10 protein-coding genes are annotated in these 14,604 nt (G+C 65.1%); 5 read left to right on the plus strand and 5 right to left on the minus strand.

Annotation, left to right across the window (positions count from 1 at the left end; all coding sequences use genetic code 11):
* Nucleotides 1-118: 118 nt before the first annotated feature.
* Together LAQ58_RS11405 and LAQ58_RS11410 are read right to left on the minus strand one after the other, a co-directional pair.
* Entirely contained in the window at nucleotides 119-2,635 is a 2,517-nt protein-coding gene (locus LAQ58_RS11405) for a DNA topoisomerase I (protein WP_224447585.1), read from the minus strand.
* A 152-nt stretch (nucleotides 2,636-2,787) separates the two neighbouring features.
* The gene (locus LAQ58_RS11410; protein WP_224447586.1) at nucleotides 2,788-4,587 is read right to left on the minus strand and encodes a S9 family peptidase; all 1,800 of its coding nucleotides are present in this window, start codon (nucleotides 4,585-4,587) and stop codon (nucleotides 2,788-2,790) included.
* Nucleotides 4,588-4,762: 175 nt separating this feature from the next.
* Between LAQ58_RS11410 and LAQ58_RS11415 the strand changes: the two genes are divergently transcribed.
* Nucleotides 4,763-6,166 (plus strand): MATE family efflux transporter, encoded by a 1,404-nt coding sequence (locus tag LAQ58_RS11415; RefSeq protein ID WP_224447587.1) that lies wholly within the window; start codon nucleotides 4,763-4,765, stop codon nucleotides 6,164-6,166.
* A 5-nt stretch (nucleotides 6,167-6,171) separates the two neighbouring features.
* Here the strand turns inward: LAQ58_RS11415 and LAQ58_RS11420 are convergent, their stop codons facing one another.
* The 3 genes from LAQ58_RS11420 to gatB form a co-directional block, all read right to left on the minus strand.
* The gene (locus LAQ58_RS11420; RefSeq protein WP_224447588.1) at nucleotides 6,172-6,453 is read right to left on the minus strand and encodes a DUF1796 family putative cysteine peptidase; all 282 of its coding nucleotides are present in this window, start codon (nucleotides 6,451-6,453) and stop codon (nucleotides 6,172-6,174) included.
* Nucleotides 6,454-6,550: 97 nt separating this feature from the next.
* Nucleotides 6,551-7,633: a class I SAM-dependent methyltransferase gene (locus LAQ58_RS11425; RefSeq protein ID WP_224447589.1), complete on the minus strand. Its 1,083-nt coding sequence runs from the start codon at nucleotides 7,631-7,633 to the stop codon at nucleotides 6,551-6,553.
* A gap of 310 nt (nucleotides 7,634-7,943) precedes the next feature.
* Entirely contained in the window at nucleotides 7,944-9,464 is a 1,521-nt protein-coding gene (gene gatB / locus LAQ58_RS11430) for an Asp-tRNA(Asn)/Glu-tRNA(Gln) amidotransferase subunit GatB (RefSeq protein WP_224447590.1), read from the minus strand.
* A gap of 115 nt (nucleotides 9,465-9,579) precedes the next feature.
* Here gatB and LAQ58_RS11435 point away from each other — a divergent pair, with 115 nt between their 5' ends.
* The 4 genes from LAQ58_RS11435 to LAQ58_RS11450 are packed head-to-tail and all read left to right on the plus strand — an operon-like array spanning nucleotide 9,580 to nucleotide 14,600.
* Nucleotides 9,580-9,735: a hypothetical protein gene (locus LAQ58_RS11435; RefSeq protein ID WP_224447591.1), complete on the plus strand. Its 156-nt coding sequence runs from the start codon at nucleotides 9,580-9,582 to the stop codon at nucleotides 9,733-9,735.
* 36 nt (nucleotides 9,736-9,771) lie between these two features.
* Nucleotides 9,772-10,044: a DUF7518 family protein gene (locus LAQ58_RS11440; RefSeq protein ID WP_224447592.1), complete on the plus strand. Its 273-nt coding sequence runs from the start codon at nucleotides 9,772-9,774 to the stop codon at nucleotides 10,042-10,044.
* A 31-nt stretch (nucleotides 10,045-10,075) separates the two neighbouring features.
* A complete protein-coding gene (smc, locus tag LAQ58_RS11445; RefSeq protein WP_224447593.1) occupies nucleotides 10,076-13,753 on the plus strand; it encodes a chromosome segregation protein SMC in 3,678 nt (1,225 codons plus the stop codon).
* Complete coding sequence (locus tag LAQ58_RS11450; RefSeq protein ID WP_224447594.1) at nucleotides 13,746-14,600, plus strand: segregation and condensation protein A; 855 nt, start codon at nucleotides 13,746-13,748, stop codon at nucleotides 14,598-14,600. Before smc ends, LAQ58_RS11450 begins: the two co-directional genes overlap by 8 nt.
* Nucleotides 14,601-14,604: the final 4 nt, after the last annotated feature.

Below are 14,604 nucleotides of genomic sequence, written 5' to 3' on the forward strand. Positions count from 1 at the left end.
CGAACGAAGTGAGCGAGCAGGCCGACAACTGAGTGGAGGTGCGAAGCACCGAAACGAAGGAGTAGTGTTTTTGGTCCAGCTTTTACCGAGCGAAACTGCGCAGCGTAAAAGGTGGAAGTTAGTCCGCTTTCGCCTGCCAGTCCCGAACCGTGTCCGCGCCGACGCCCTCAACGCTCGACGCTACGTCGTCGGGGTCGGCGTCCTTCAATCCGGGCACGTCGTCGATGCCCGCCTCCTTCAGTTTCTCCGCCGTCTTCTCGCCGATGCCGGAGATACTCTGGAGTTCGTCGCCGCCGACCTGCTGGGCCTGGTACTCGCGGTAGTTGCAGATCGGACAGCCGAGTTCCCACGGCTCGTCGCCGTTGTGGACGACCAGGTGGGGGAGTCCGTGCTCGTCGCACTCCTCGTCGGTGACCTCTATCTCGCCGCGGCGCGGCAGCGGCAGCGAGTAGTCGCACTCCGGATAGCGGGTACAGCCGACGAGACGAGAGCCGGAACGGAGTTGCTTGATAGCCAACTCGCCCCCGTGTTCCTCACCACAGTCGGGACACGCGCCGATTATCAGGTCGTCCTGCTCGTCGGCCTCGTCCGCCTTGCACTGCGGACAGCCGTGGACGAACGTCTTGCGTCCGGCGAGCATCTTCACGTGGTGGAGGCCGTGGTCCTCGCACTCGTCTTCGAGGATGAGCGGCTTGCCCGTCGAGGGAAGCGGAAGGGTGTACTCGCAGTCGGGGTAGCCGTCGCAGCCGACGAAGTACGAGCCGTACCGGCTCTTGCGGACGAGCAGGTCCGCGCCGCACTCCGGACACGGCCCGAGCGTCTTGTCCGCCTTCAGGGATTTCTGCAGTTGGCTGCCCAACTCGTCGCTGGACTCCATCAGCCCCTCGAAGACGGCTTCGAGCATCTCGCGGGACTCCTCGGTCACGTCTTCGAGGTTCTTCTCGCCGTCGGCGATGGCGAGCATATCGGATTCGAGTTGCGCGGTCATCTCGTCGGAGACGATGCGGTCGGCGAACTCCTCGGACGCGCTGACGACGGCGCGGGCGAGGCGGGTCGGCCGCGGCGGGTCGCTCTCGATGTAGTTTCGGTCGTAGAGCTTCTGAATCACGTCGTGGCGCGTCGCCTTCGTCCCGATGCCCATCTTCTCCATCGTCTCGATGAGCCGCGACTGGCCGTACCGCCGCGGCGGCTGGGTCTCCTTGGCCTCGAAGCGGGTGTCGGTGACCGCGAGTTCCTCGCCCTCCGCCACGTCGGGGACGAAGCTCTCGGTGTTGTTGAAGTACGGGTAGACGGCGTGGTAGCCCTCCTTGACGAGGCGCTTGCCGTTGGCCTTCAGCGAGAGCGGTTCGCTGTCGGCGTCCACGTCGGCGACGACGCGGAGATGCTCCCACTTCGCCGCCTCGGCGACGGTGGCGAAGAAGCGCCGGACGACGAGCTCGTACACCTCGTACTCGTCCTCGGAGACGTCCGCCGAGGAGGGGAGTTCGCCCGTCGGGTGGATCGGCGGGTGGTCGGTCGTCTCTTCGTCGCCCTCCGTCGCCGTGAGTTCGTCGAGTTCGAGCAGCGACTCGGCGTCGTCGCCAAAGCGCCGGGTGCCGACGAACTCGGAGACCAGTTCTTCGGGGTCCAGATCGTCCGGGTAGACGGTGTTGTCGGTTCGCGGGTAGGTGATGTAGCCGGCCGTGTAGAGGTCCTCGGCGATGCTCATCGCGCGCTGGGCGGAGTAGCCGATGCTGCCCGCCGCGCGGATGAACTGCGTGGTGTTGAACGGCGCGGGCGGCTTGTCCGTCCGCGTGCGGCGTCGAACCGCCCGGACCGTCGCCGACGAGGCGGTCTGCAGGGTGTCGTACACCGCGTTCGCGGTCTCCTCGTCCCAGACTCGTTCGGCCTCGTTGCCGTCCTCGTCGGGATAGAAGTACTGCGCCTCGAAGTTCTCGCCCGTCTCCGACTTTTCGAGGTCGGCGAACAGCTCCCAGTACGCCTCCGGGTCGAACGCGTCGATCTCGCGCTCGCGGTCGACGATGAGCTTCAGCGTCGGTCCCTGCACCCGGCCGACGGAGATGAAGTCGTTGCCGAGCTGTCGGGCCGACAACGAGAGAAAACGCGTCAGCGCTGCGCCCCAGACGAGGTCGATAATCTGACGGGCCTCGCCCGCGGCGGCAAGGTCGAAGTCGAGGTCTTCCGGGTTCTCGAACGCCTCCGTCACCTCGTTTTTCGTGATGGAGGAGAAGCGAACGCGGTCGATGGGCGCGTCCTCGTTCACGTCGCGGACGAGTTCGTACGTTTCCTTCCCGATTAGTTCACCCTCACGGTCGTAGTCGGTGGCGATAGTGACCCGGGAGGCGTGGCGGGCGAGACGTCGCAGCGCGGCGACGATATTCTCCTGCGTCGGGTGTTTGTCGATGGGTGCGTCGATGAGTTCGACGGGTTCGACGTCGCGCCAGTCGTTGTACTCCGACGGGAAGTCGACGCCGACGACGTGGCCCGACAGCCCGATGCAGCGCTTGCCGCCCCACTTGTAGACGTTCACCCCGTTCATCCGCTCGGCCTCTGCGGAGTCGCCGCTGAGGATGTCCGCGATGCGTCTCGCGGCGTTGTCCTTCTCGGTGATGATCAGTTCCGGCCCCTTGCTCATTGAGAGGCGATATGCGAAGGGGCGGCCTAAAGCTTTCGCGGTCCTGCTCTCCGAAAACCGCAAGCGGGCGTCGATTCGCCCGCGTGTGAGCGCCCGTGCAACGTTGCGCTCGCTCGCGGACACGCGTGGTCTGTCCCCTCCCGACCGTGCTCTCAGACGTGCTCGTCCAAGAACGCCCCAATCCGCTCGAACTCCTCGACGAGGTTCGACCGCGTCGTCGTGTGGTGGCCTTCGTCCTCGAAGACGAGTTTCTCTACCGGCACGCCGCGCTCGCGCACCCGCTCGACTATCTGCTCCGTCTCGCCGACGGGGACGCGCGGGTCGTTCGCGCCGTGTTGGACGAACAACGGACACCGGATTCTATCGATGTTGTGAATCGGACTGATCTCTCGCAGCAACTCCCGGTCGTCCAGCGACCCGTACTCGGCGCTTCGGTGGTCGCGCCGCCACTCGCCAGTGTTCTCTAGAAAGGTCTCGAAGTCGGCGATGCCGACGAACTCCACCGCCGCAGCCCAGACGTCGGTATACTCAGTGATGGCCGCGAGTACCATGAACCCGCCGTAGGAGCGGCCGTAGGCGACGATCCGATCGGGATCGACGGCGTCCTGCTCGTACAGCCAGTCGACGGCCGCTCTAACGTCTTTCACCGAGTCCATCCGCTTCTCGCGGTCGTCGAGGTGGGTGTAGGCCTTCCCGTAGCCCGACGACCCGCGGACGTTCGGTTCGAGCACGGCGTACCCCTCGTTGACGAAGAACTGCTTCGTCGGGTAGAACCACGGTCGCCGCTGGTGCTCCGGGCCGCCGTGGATGTCGACGATGACCGGGGTCACGCCCGGTTCGGCGTCCTCGGGAAGCGTCCAGTACGCCGGTATCGTGCGACCGTCGAACGACTCGTACCGAATCGTCTCGGCGCTCCGGAACGTCGACCGCGGGACGCCGACGGTGTCCATCGGCGTCCAGCGCGTCGGTCCACTGTTCGATTCTACCTCTCCGGCGTAGACGCCGAACGGTTCGCTATTCTCCGAGAGCGTGAACGCGAATCGCTCGCCGTCGGGACTGAGCGTCACGTCGGCGGCGACACCCTCCGGCAGGTCGACTTCTTCGACTTCGACCGCCGTCTCGTCGGTGAGTTCGCCCGCGTAGAGTTCGGAGTACCCGTCGACGTTGCGACCGTAGACGATTGTTCGAGAATCGCGGTCGAAGACGAACTCCTCGACGTTCCAGTCACCGCCCGGAACGACGACGTCGAGAGCGGCCGAGTCGAGGTCGAGTCGGCCGAGATAGCTCGTATCCGCGTCGTAGTTCGTCACCAGATACAGCGCGTCGTCGTCGGGACCGAACGCCACGCAGTCGTAGCTGGCCTCGCCCTCGGGGGTGACAACGCGTACCTCGCCGGTTTTGAGGTCGAGAATCGACAACTCTTGGTCGAAACTCGCGTGCGCCTCGCGGAGCGCAAGCGTCTCCCTGTCGGGTCCCCAACCGAGGACTTCGAGCCAACCGTCGGAGTCGAAGACGCGTTCCGCGTCGTCGGGGCCGCCGTTTCGCGACTGGACGTACACGTCGAACGCCTGCGCGTCCCTTCGGTTCGAGGTGAACGCGAACCGATCACCGGAGGGCGACCACCCGCCCCAGCCGTGTATCGCCTCGGGGCGCTCGGTGAGGCCGTGAATCGTCCCGTCGGCGGCGTCGTAGCGGAACAGTTGGTCGCGCTCGTCGCTGCCCCGATCCATTCCGAAGACGAACTCCTCGCGCGTCGGCGACCAGTCGACGAAGGAGATGCGCTCCTCGAAGGCGGTGAGTCGCGTCGGCGGCGCGTCCGCCTCGTCGAGCGTCCAGATCTGGGGCGTGCCGGTCGTGTCGCGGAGGAACGTGAGTTGGTCGCCGTTCGGCGAGAATGCGGGCTGTCGGGCGGCGTCGATGCCGAGATAGCGAGCGACGGCGTACTGTGGCATGGTTGCACAGCGGCCGCGGCCCGGATAAGGATTCAGCATCCGGCGGCCGCTTGCCGGGAGAGGCGCGCTGGTGTCGACTTCCGTTGGTCTCCCTCGCCGGAAGCCGTGCCCTTATCTGTCGAAACGCCGAGACTCACGAGAGAACGTGTCGAAGCAGAGAGAGAGCCGCATCGATATGACCACCGGCGCGATCTCCCCGAAACTGGTCGCGTTAGCGTGGCCGCTGGTCGCCGGGAACCTACTGCAGACGTTCTACAACCTCGCGGATATGTTCTGGGTCGGCCGCGTGAGTCCGGAGGCCGTCGCCGCCGTCTCGCTGATGTTTCCCCTCTCGTGGATGTTCGTCTCGACGGCGATGGGCATCACCGCGGCGACCATCGCGCTCGTCTCCCAACACGTTGGCGCGGGCAACGATCGGGAGGCCGACCACGTCGTCGGCCAGACCATCCTGCTCACCGTCGGCGTCTCCATCGCCCTCGCCCTGTTTGGCCTCGCCATCCAGCGCCCGCTGTTGTCGGCGATGGGTCTCTCCGGACCGGTCTTTACGGAGGCGCTCGCGTACATCGAGGTCATCTTCGTCGCGCTCCCGTTCACATTCTGTTTCTTTGCCTTCCGCGCGGCGCTGCAGGGCGCGGGCGACACGAAGACCGCGATGTGGCTCATGGTCGGTTCGGCGGGCCTCAACGTCGTGTTGGACCCGCTTTTCATCCTCGGCTTCGGACCGTTCCCCGCGTGGGGGACGCGCGGCGCGGCGGTCGCCACCCTCATCTCGCGGGCGCTCGTCACCGTTGCAGGCGTCTACATCCTCCTCCGCGGCGACTGGGGCGTCCGCCTCCGGATCCCCGACCTCCGACCCGACAAATCGGTGCTGAAGAAACTCGTCGAAGTCGGCTACCCGGCGACGCTCGACGGGTGGGCACGCAGTTTCGCCGCCGTCGCGATGGCGACGCTCGTCGCGCAGTTCACCGTCGCCGCCATCGCCGCCTACGGCATCGGCGTCCGCCTCATGTCCGTCTCGTGGACCGTTTCGGGTGCCGTCGGACAGGCGACGGCGACGGGCGTCGGCCAGAATCTCGGCGCGAAGACGCCGGAACGAGCGGCGGAGGTGACGTGGAAAGCCACCGTCGGCACGATGGGCGTGCTGTTCGCCGCCGCCGCGCTCGTCTTTGCCTTTCCGAACGTGGCGATGCGAATCTTCGTCGGCGACGAAGCCGTCGTGGCCGAGGGCATCCGTTTCCTCCGCATCATCGCGCCGTTCTGGGCTTTTTTCGGCGGAACGATGGTGATTCAGGGCGCGTTTCGCGGCGCGGGCCAGACGAAAGTGGCGATGGCGCTGTCGTTCCTCTCGCGGTGGATATTCCGGGTGCCGGTGGCGCTCATCCTCGCGTTCGCGTGGACGGTTCCGCTGCCCGGCGGGATGACCGTGCGGGCGTTCGACTGGGGCGTAGACGGCCTCTGGTGGGCGTTCGCCGTCGGCGCGACGGCGGCGTTCGTCGTCGCCGTGCTCTGGTTCCAGCGCGGCGGATGGCAGCAGAGCGTGATAGAGGAGTCGGAGTCGCGGCCGTCGGCGGCGGACTGAGTGCGTTAGCCCCGCCAGTCGCGGACGCGCTTGCTATCGCGCACTTTCACTTTCGAGTGGTTCGTCTTCCGGAGCCAGCGGACGAACTTCCGCATCTCTTCGCTCTTCTTCAGTCGTTCGAGCGTGTCGTAGTAGTAGCGGAGTTCGTGGTGGGTGAACGTCGCGTGGACCTGCCGGTGACACGGTTCACAGAGGTCGACCGTGTCGCTCTCCTTTCGGTTTTTGGGAATCAGGTGGTGGCGTGTCGTCTTCGCGACCGTTCGCTCACAGAGGCCGCACTCGGGCATGGTGGGCGGAAATCCTAGCGGCCGCGTCCACATGAACGTCTCGCGGAGAGTCGTCCGAACGAAAAACCAGGTGCGATAGAACCGACCTTGCGGATGATCACGGCTTCGCTTCGAAGACCAGGCTCGTCTTCGTCTCGGCGGCCCGGCGGAAGCGCGTAAACCCACCCTCGGTGACGACTTCCCGCGTCCGTTCCTCTCCCGCCTGTGCGCCGAGACCGTAGCCGACGTCCTGACTGAGCGAGTTCGGCGTACAGGCGACCGTCGAAATCGAGTACGCGAGGCGTCCGAACGGAGTGAGGTTGTCTTCGACCCGGTCCTCGGCGTACGGCTCGACGATCATCCACGCACCGTCGTCGGCGAGCGTCTCTCTGACGTGAGCCGCCACACCGACGGGATCGCCCATGTCGTGAAAGCAGTTGAACATCGTTACGAGGTCGTAGTCGGTTCCGTCGTACTCCTTCGCGGTCGCCACCTCGAAGTCGACGCGGTCGGCCACGCCCGCGTTTTCCGCTCGCTCGCGGGCCACCGTTATCGAGGCCTCGTGGTAGTCGACGCCGACGACCGTCGAGTCGGGGTACGCTTCGGCCATGCGAATCGTCGGTGCGCCGTGTCCACAGCCGACGTCGGCGATTCGACCGCCCGCTTTCAGCGCGGCATCGACCCCGTTGAGCGCCCCGACCCAGTCGATGAGGAAGGCGCCGTAAGACGGTCCGAAGAAGCGTTCCGTGCCGTGAAACACGTCTTCCTCGTGCTCGTGCCAGCCGATGCCCTCGCCCGTTCGAAACGCATCGCGGAGTTCGGGTTCGATCTTGGCCGCCGACGTCACCAGCTGGAACGCGCCCGGCATGAACACCGGGCTCTCCTCGTCGGCTAACACGTACGCCTGCTCGGGAGTGAGACGATAGCGATCGGTTTCGGGGTCGTAGCTCACGTACCCGCCGGCGGCCTGCGAGCGCAGCCACTCACGGACATAGCGTTCCGCGGTATCCGTCTCCGCGGCCAACTCGGCGGACGTAACCGGTCCCGCGTCGTCCAGCGCCGCGTACAGACCGAGTTCGTCGCCGATGACAGCCAGCGCCGCGTGGACTGCCGCGCCGAGGTCGACGAGCGACGTCCCCACGAGTTCGTTCAGTTTCTGTTCGTCGATCGGATCCGCTTCCGTTCGCGTCTCTGTTGTCATAGTTCGACCCGCCTTCCAGCGAGAGTCGCTACGGTTTCACGTGTTAGGTAACTAACTCGTGATACATCAGCGAATGCCGACGTGAGGGCACCTAGTGACGCTCCTGCACCGGCTGACTCTCGTGCAGACGACGGGCAGTTGTCACCGATTGAAACTGGGGAACGACCGGTTGGACGACGCAACTAGTCGGAATCGTCCGGAACTCGTTTCGAATCCGACAGCCTTCGTTAAAAGTAGCCACGGGGCAGTCACTCGCCGACAATGGCGGAGGAACGGACCTGGAGAGATCCAAAAAGTCCCGGTCGAGAACCTACTCGTCCAACCGCTCTCTGAGCATCCCGTTGACGCTCCCGGGGTCGGCGCTGCCGCCTGTCTTCTGCATCACCTGGCCGACGAGGAAGTTGATAGCGCCGCCCTCGCCCTCGTGGTAGTCCTCGACGGCGTCGGGGTTCTCCACGATGGCCTCCTCGACGGCGGTGACGACGGCGTCGTCGTCGGCCTTGCTGAGGCCCTCCTCGTCGATGATGTCGTCGGGCGCCATCCCGTCGTCGAGCATCCGCCGGAGGACGACCTCCTCGGCGTTCTTCGTCGTGATCTCGTCCTCGGCGACGAGTTCGACGAGGCGGGCAAACTCGTCGAGTCGACCCTTGACGTCCTCGACGGTCATGTCGCGGTAGTTGAGTTCGCCGAGGAGGTTGTCGGCGACCCACGTCGCCGCGAGGTCCGGGTCGAACGCCTCGGCGACGCGCTCGTAGAAGTCCGCAACTTCTTTCGTGGAGGTGAGTTTCGATGCGGATTCGGCGTCGAGACCGTATTCCTCGCGGAAGCGGTCACGTCGTGCGTCTCGAAGTTCCGGAATTTCGATGGTCTCCTTCCACCCGGCGACTTCCAGCGGCGGCAGGTCGGCCTCGCGGAAGTATCGGTAATCCTTCTCCTCCTCCTTCGTTCGCATCGAGACGGTCGTGCCGCGCGTCTCGTCGAAGTGCCGCGTCTCCTGCTTGACCGTCTTTCCGCGCTTCAGCAGCGTCTTCTGACGACTCGCCTCTTGGGCCAGCGCCTTCTCCGCACCCTTGTGGCTGGAGATGTTCTTCACTTCCGTGCGGTTCGCCTCGTCGAGTATGTCCTCGGGAATCGACCCGTCGTCACGAATCTCGTCAGCGGGGACGAGACTCAGGTTCGCGTCGATGCGGAGCGACCCGTCACGGGTAGAGTCGAACACGCCGAGATATTCGAGGACTTGTTCCAGTTTCGCGAGGAACCCACGGACCTCCGAAGGGTCGCGGAAGTCGGGTTCGGTGACGATCTCCATCAGTGGCGTCCCGGCGCGGTTGTAGTCGACGAGCGTGTAGTCTGCACGGGAGATGGACACCGTCCGCGAGTCGAGGCTTCGGGTACCCTCACGGACGTGTTTGATACTGCCGGGGTCTTCTTCGAGGTGGGCACGACGGACGGCAACGCTCCGGCGTTCGCCCTCGACATTGAACTCCAGCGTCCCGTCCTGACAGATGGGCGCGTCGTACTGCGTGATCTGGAAGTTCTTCGGGAGGTCGGGGTAGTAGTAGTTCTTCCGGTGGAAGCGCGTCTGCTCGGGGATGTCGGCGTCGAGCGCCTTGCCCACCTTCACGGCGGCCTCGACGGCCCCCTCGTTGAGCACGGGGAGCGCGCCGGGGAGTCCGAGACAGGTCGGGCAGGTCCGCGTGTTCGGTTCCTCGTCCTCGGCGGCGTCGGTCGAACAGCCACAGAAAATCTTCGTCGCGGTTTCGAGTTGAACGTGGACTTCCAACCCGATGACGACGGCGAGGTCGCGCTGTTCGAGCGCTTGCGCGGTCATTAGGCGGGCTATGATGGCGGGCGGCTAAATACTAACGCCTCGGCGCTCCCGTCCCGTCGAGAGACGTCGTCGGGAGTCGATAGCGAGATTCAGCACTGCCCGGCGCATCGACACAATGTCCGATGATCTGGACGCCCAGCGAACGGCTGCCGCGGGCGGTACGCTCGACCCGTCGGAGCAGCGACCCGTCCACTTCGACTCCCCGCCGAATCGAATCCGGGAATTTCGGCGGATTCGGGCGCTCTCGACGAACCGTCCGCTCTCCGTCTGACGTACATTTATGGGGGCGGAGAAGCGGTGTACGTCCATGAGTAACCGGGTGGAGGAACTCGAATCCCAAGTGTCGGAACTGAGAGCTGCGGTCGACGGTCTCACCGAAGAACTCGTCGAGACCAAAGAGCGACTGCGGCAGTTGGAGGCGGCGACCGACGCCGAACCGTCGGTCCAGTCGTACGCCCAGTCGGAGGCCGACGACGAGACATCTCCGTCCGAAAGCGAGGCCGAAGAAGCTAAATCCGCCGAGGAGAAGGCTCAAGAGAGCGAGTCCGGATCCGACGAAAGCGACATCATCGTCGCCTGAGCCGTCGGGTCGGCTCCCCCACGAGCAACACATGCACATCAAAGAGCTCGTCCTTGACAACTTCAAGAGTTTCGGGCGTAAGACCCGAATCCCGTTCTACGAGGACTTCACCGTCGTCACGGGGCCGAACGGCTCCGGCAAGTCGAACATCATCGACGGCGTACTGTTCGCGCTCGGTCTCGCCCGAACGCGCGGCATCCGCGCCGAGAAGCTGACCGACCTCATCTACAACCCCGGTCACGACGACGGCGAGTTCTCGGGCGGTCCCCGCGAAGCCAGCGTCGAAGTCGTTCTCGACAACAGCGACGGCACCCTCGACCGGTCGCAGGTGACGACCGCCGCCGGCACCGACAGCGTCGGCGACGTCGACGAGATCACCATCCGCCGCCGGGTGAAGCAGACCGAGGACAACTACTACTCGTACTACTACCTGAACGGTCGCTCGGTGAACCTCTCGGACATTCAGGACCTGCTCTCGCAGGCGGGCGTCGCCCCCGAGGGCTACAACGTCGTCATGCAGGGCGACGTCACCGAGATAATCAACATGACCGCGTTCCAGCGCCGCGAGATACTCGACGAGATCGCGGGTGTCGCCGAATTCGACGCGAAGAAGGACGCCGCCTTCGAGGAACTGGAGACGGTCGAGGAGCGCATCGGCGAGGCCGATCTCCGCATCGAGGAGAAGGAAGACCGCCTCGACCAACTCGCCGACGAGCGCGAGACGGCGCTCGAGTACAAAGCGCTGCGCGAGGAGAAAGAGGAGTTCGAGGGGTACCTGAAAGCCGCCGAACTCGAAAACAAGCGCGCCGACCTGCAGCGCACGACGACGAAAATCGAGTCGAAGGAGGAGAAACTCGCCGAGCTCCGCGAGGAACTCGACAGCCGACAGGGCCGTCTCTCGCGGCTCGAAGACGAACTGGAGGAGCTCAACCGCGAAGTCGAACGGAAAGGCGAGGACGAACAGCTCCGCATCAAGCGCGAGATAGAGTCGGTCAAAGGCGACATCAGTCGCCTCGAAGGCCAGATAGAGAACGCCGAGGAGCGAAAGGAGACGGCCGAGAACGAGCGCAGGCAGGCGTTCGTCGAAATCGACCACAAACAGGAGAAGGTCGACGACGTCTCGACTCAGATGCGGCAGGTAAAAGTCGAGAAAGCCTCGGTCAAAAGCGACATCGTCGACAAACGGACGACGCTCGCCGAGATAGAGGAGGAGATAGAGAGCGTCGACACGGAGTTCGACGAACTCAAAGCCGACCTCGCCGAGCGCCGCGAGCGCGTCGAGGAGCTGAAAACCGAGAAGAACGAGAAACAGCGCGAGAAGGACCGTCTGCTAGACGAGGCGCGGCGGCGCTCGAACCGCGTCAGCGAGGCGCGTGACGACATTGAAGCGGCCCGCGAGTCGATTCCCGACCTGAAGGCGAAGCGCTCGGAACTGCACAGCGAACTCGACAAGGCCCAGAAGAACGCCTCGAAGGCCGAGTCAGTCGTCTCGGAGTTCCGCGAGAAGAAGCAGGCGCTGCAGGACGACCTGAGCGACGTCGAAGACGACATCCGCTCGAAGCAGTCCGAGTACGCCGAACTGGAGGCGCGCGCCGGGCAGAACGGCGACAACTCGTTCCCACGCTCGGTCACCACCGTCCTCAACGCCGGGATCGACGGTGTCCACGGCGCGGTCGGTCAACTCGGCTCCGTCGCGGGCGAGTACGCCGTCGCCTGCGAGACGGCCGCAGGCGGGCGACTCGCGAACGTCGTCGTCGACGACGACGGCGTCGGCTCCTCCTGTATCGACTACCTCAAATCCCGCAACGCCGGTCGGGCGACGTTCCTGCCCATCACGAAGATGCAGAACCGCCGTCTGCCGCGGAAACCGAACGACCCGGGCGTCGTCGACTTCGCGTACAACCTCGTGGAGTTCGACAGCCGGTACGACAGCGTCTTCTCGTACGTGCTCGGGTCGACGCTCGTCGTCGAGGACATGCAGACCGCCCGCCAGTTCATGGGCGACTACCGCATGGTGACGCTCGACGGGGACCTCGTGGAGAAGAGCGGTGCGATGACCGGCGGCAGTCGCGGCGGGTCGCGCTACTCGTTCTCCAAGTCCGGGGAAGGTCGACTCGAACGCGTCGCCAAGGAGATATCGAAACTCGAAGACGAGCGGCGGTCGCTCAACAGCGACATCCGTGCGATAGAGGGAAAACTCGACGACGCCCGCGAGCGGCAGTCGAACGCCGCCGACAAGGTCCGCGCCATCGAAGGCGACATCGAGCGGGTGAACGCCGACCTCGACGACGCGGAGTCGGATATCGAGGAACTGGAAGCGACGCTCGACGAGTTGGAGGCTGAACGCGACTCCGTCGACGAGGAGATGAGCGCGCTCGACGACGACATTGCCGAGATAGACGCCGAAATCGCGGCTGTAGAGACCGACATCGAGGAGTTGGAGAGCGAACTCGCCGACTCACAGATTCCCGAGCTCACGAGCCGCGCCGACGACGTTCGCGCGGACATCGACGAACTCGAACATCGGATGGGCGAGTTCGACAACCGACTCAACGAACTCGGATTGGAGAAGGAGTACGCCGAGGACGCGGTCGAAGACCTCGAAGAGACGGTCGAGAACGCCCAGAACCGCAAAGCCGCCGCCGAGGAGAAGATAGCGGAGGCGGAGGCCGCCATCGAGGAGAAGGAGGCGGTGCTGGAGGAGAAACACGAGGCGGTCGAGGAGCTCGAAGAGGAACTCGTCGAACTCAAAGAGGAACGGAACGAGCTCCGCGAGACGCTCCGAGAGGCGAAGGAGGAGCGCGACGAGCAGAAGGAGGCCGTCTCGCGGGTCGAGTCCCGACTCGAATCGCTCGAGAGCGCGAAGGAGCGCCTCTCGTGGGAGATAGACGAACTCGAAGCGGAGGTCGGCGACTACGACCCCGACGAGATTCCCGACCACGAGACGGTCGAGGAGAACGTCGAACGGCTCGAATCCGAGATGGAGGCACTCGAACCGGTCAACATGCTCGCCATCGACGAGTACGACTCGGTGAGAGACGACCTCTCGGACTTACAGGAGCGTCGCGACGTGCTCGTCGAAGAGCGCGACGGTATCCAGGAGCGCATCGAGCAGTTCGAGACCCAGAAGAAGCGGACGTTTATGGAGGCGTACAAGGCCATCGACGAGCAGTTCCAGCGCATCTTCGAGCGCCTCTCGGCTGGTTCGGGCGAACTCCACCTCGAAGACCCCGACGACCCCTTCGAGGGGGGTCTGACGATGAAGGCCCAACCCGCTGACAAGCCGATCCAGCGCCTCGACGCGATGTCCGGCGGGGAGAAGTCGCTGACGGCGCTGGCGTTTATCTTCGCCATCCAGCGACACAACCCAGCGCCGTTCTACGCGCTCGACGAGGTGGACGCCTTCCTCGACGCCGCCAACGCCGAACGCGTCGGCCAGATGGTCGACGACCTGGCGGGCGACGCGCAGTTCGTCGTCGTCTCGCACCGGTCGGCGCTGCTCGAACGCTCCGAGCGCGCCATCGGCGTGACGATGCAGGGCGACAACGTCAGCGCCGTCACCGGAATTCGGTTCGGAAACGACGGCGGGGATGAAGCGGGCGGAGACAGGGACGACACCAACGATGGCGACGGTGGCGGTAGCGACGATGGTGGTGACGCGAGCGACGCCGACGAAGGGCTCGCCCCGGAGGTGAGCACCGATGACTGAGTTCGACGTCGTCGAAGAGCCGACCGACGAACTCGAAAACGGCGTGGCCGTCGTCGAAGAGACGGCCGACGACAAAGTCGAACCGGTGGAACTGCTCGTCCAACTCGCCGAAGACGGCGAGATAGAGCCGTGGGACATAGACATCGTCGCCGTCACCGACGCGTTCCTCGAACGCCTCGACGCGACGGATCTCCGAACCTCGGGACGTGCGCTGTTCTACGCGAGCGTCCTGCTGCGGATGAAGAGCGACGAACTGCTCGCGCCCGACGAACCCGAGGAACCCGAACCGGAGCCGTGGGAGATGGCGATGGAAGGCGGCGAGGATTCGGCCCCCGGCTTCGACCCAATAGACGCGCTCGAAGACGAGATGGACCGCCGCCTCGAACGCCGGAGCGCCCGCGGATCGCCGGAGACGCTGGACGAACTCGTCCACGAACTCCGGGAGGCCGAGCGCGAGTCGTGGTGGAAACGGTCGCGCGAGTACGACACGGCGTCCTCGCCCCGCGGATTCCGCCGGGGGACGCAGACACTCGACTACCACGCCGCCGACGACGTGCGCCGCGACGGCGAACCCGGCGAGGCGGACGTCACCGGAACGACCCACGACGAACACATGGAGGCGACTATCGAGACGGTCGAAGCCCACCTCCGCGAGCAGTACGAGAAGGGTCGAGAGGAGGTGCTGTTCGCGGAACTCGATGGCGTCGGCGGTCGACCCGTCGAGACGTATCTCGCGCTCCTGTTTTTGGCGCACCGCAGCGTCGTCACGCTCGAACAGGACGACCTGTTCGGTGACCTGTGGGTGCGGGAGAAAGACGAGAAGAAAACGCCGGCAGTCGCCGACTGAGGCC

The sequence above is a fragment of the Haloprofundus salilacus genome (genome assembly GCF_020150815.1).
GTDB lineage: Archaea > Halobacteriota > Halobacteria > Halobacteriales > Haloferacaceae > Haloprofundus > Haloprofundus salilacus.

Excerpts from the sequence above, each read along its gene's own strand:
- LAQ58_RS11435 (WP_224447591.1), top strand. The coding sequence starts at position 9,580 with ATGTCCGATGATCTGGACGCCCAGCGAACGGCTGCCGCGGGCGGTACG.
- LAQ58_RS11410 (WP_224447586.1), bottom strand. The coding sequence starts at position 4,587 with ATGCCACAGTACGCCGTCGCTCGCTATCTCGGCATCGACGCCGCCCGA.
- LAQ58_RS11420 (WP_224447588.1), bottom strand. The coding sequence starts at position 6,453 with ATGCCCGAGTGCGGCCTCTGTGAGCGAACGGTCGCGAAGACGACACGC.
- LAQ58_RS11405 (WP_224447585.1), bottom strand. The coding sequence starts at position 2,635 with ATGAGCAAGGGGCCGGAACTGATCATCACCGAGAAGGACAACGCCGCG.
- gatB (WP_224447590.1), bottom strand. The coding sequence starts at position 9,464 with ATGACCGCGCAAGCGCTCGAACAGCGCGACCTCGCCGTCGTCATCGGG.
- LAQ58_RS11440 (WP_224447592.1), top strand. The coding sequence starts at position 9,772 with ATGAGTAACCGGGTGGAGGAACTCGAATCCCAAGTGTCGGAACTGAGA.
- LAQ58_RS11415 (WP_224447587.1), top strand. The coding sequence starts at position 4,763 with ATGACCACCGGCGCGATCTCCCCGAAACTGGTCGCGTTAGCGTGGCCG.
- smc (WP_224447593.1), top strand. The coding sequence starts at position 10,076 with ATGCACATCAAAGAGCTCGTCCTTGACAACTTCAAGAGTTTCGGGCGT.
- LAQ58_RS11450 (WP_224447594.1), top strand. The coding sequence starts at position 13,746 with ATGACTGAGTTCGACGTCGTCGAAGAGCCGACCGACGAACTCGAAAAC.
- LAQ58_RS11425 (WP_224447589.1), bottom strand. The coding sequence starts at position 7,633 with ATGACAACAGAGACGCGAACGGAAGCGGATCCGATCGACGAACAGAAA.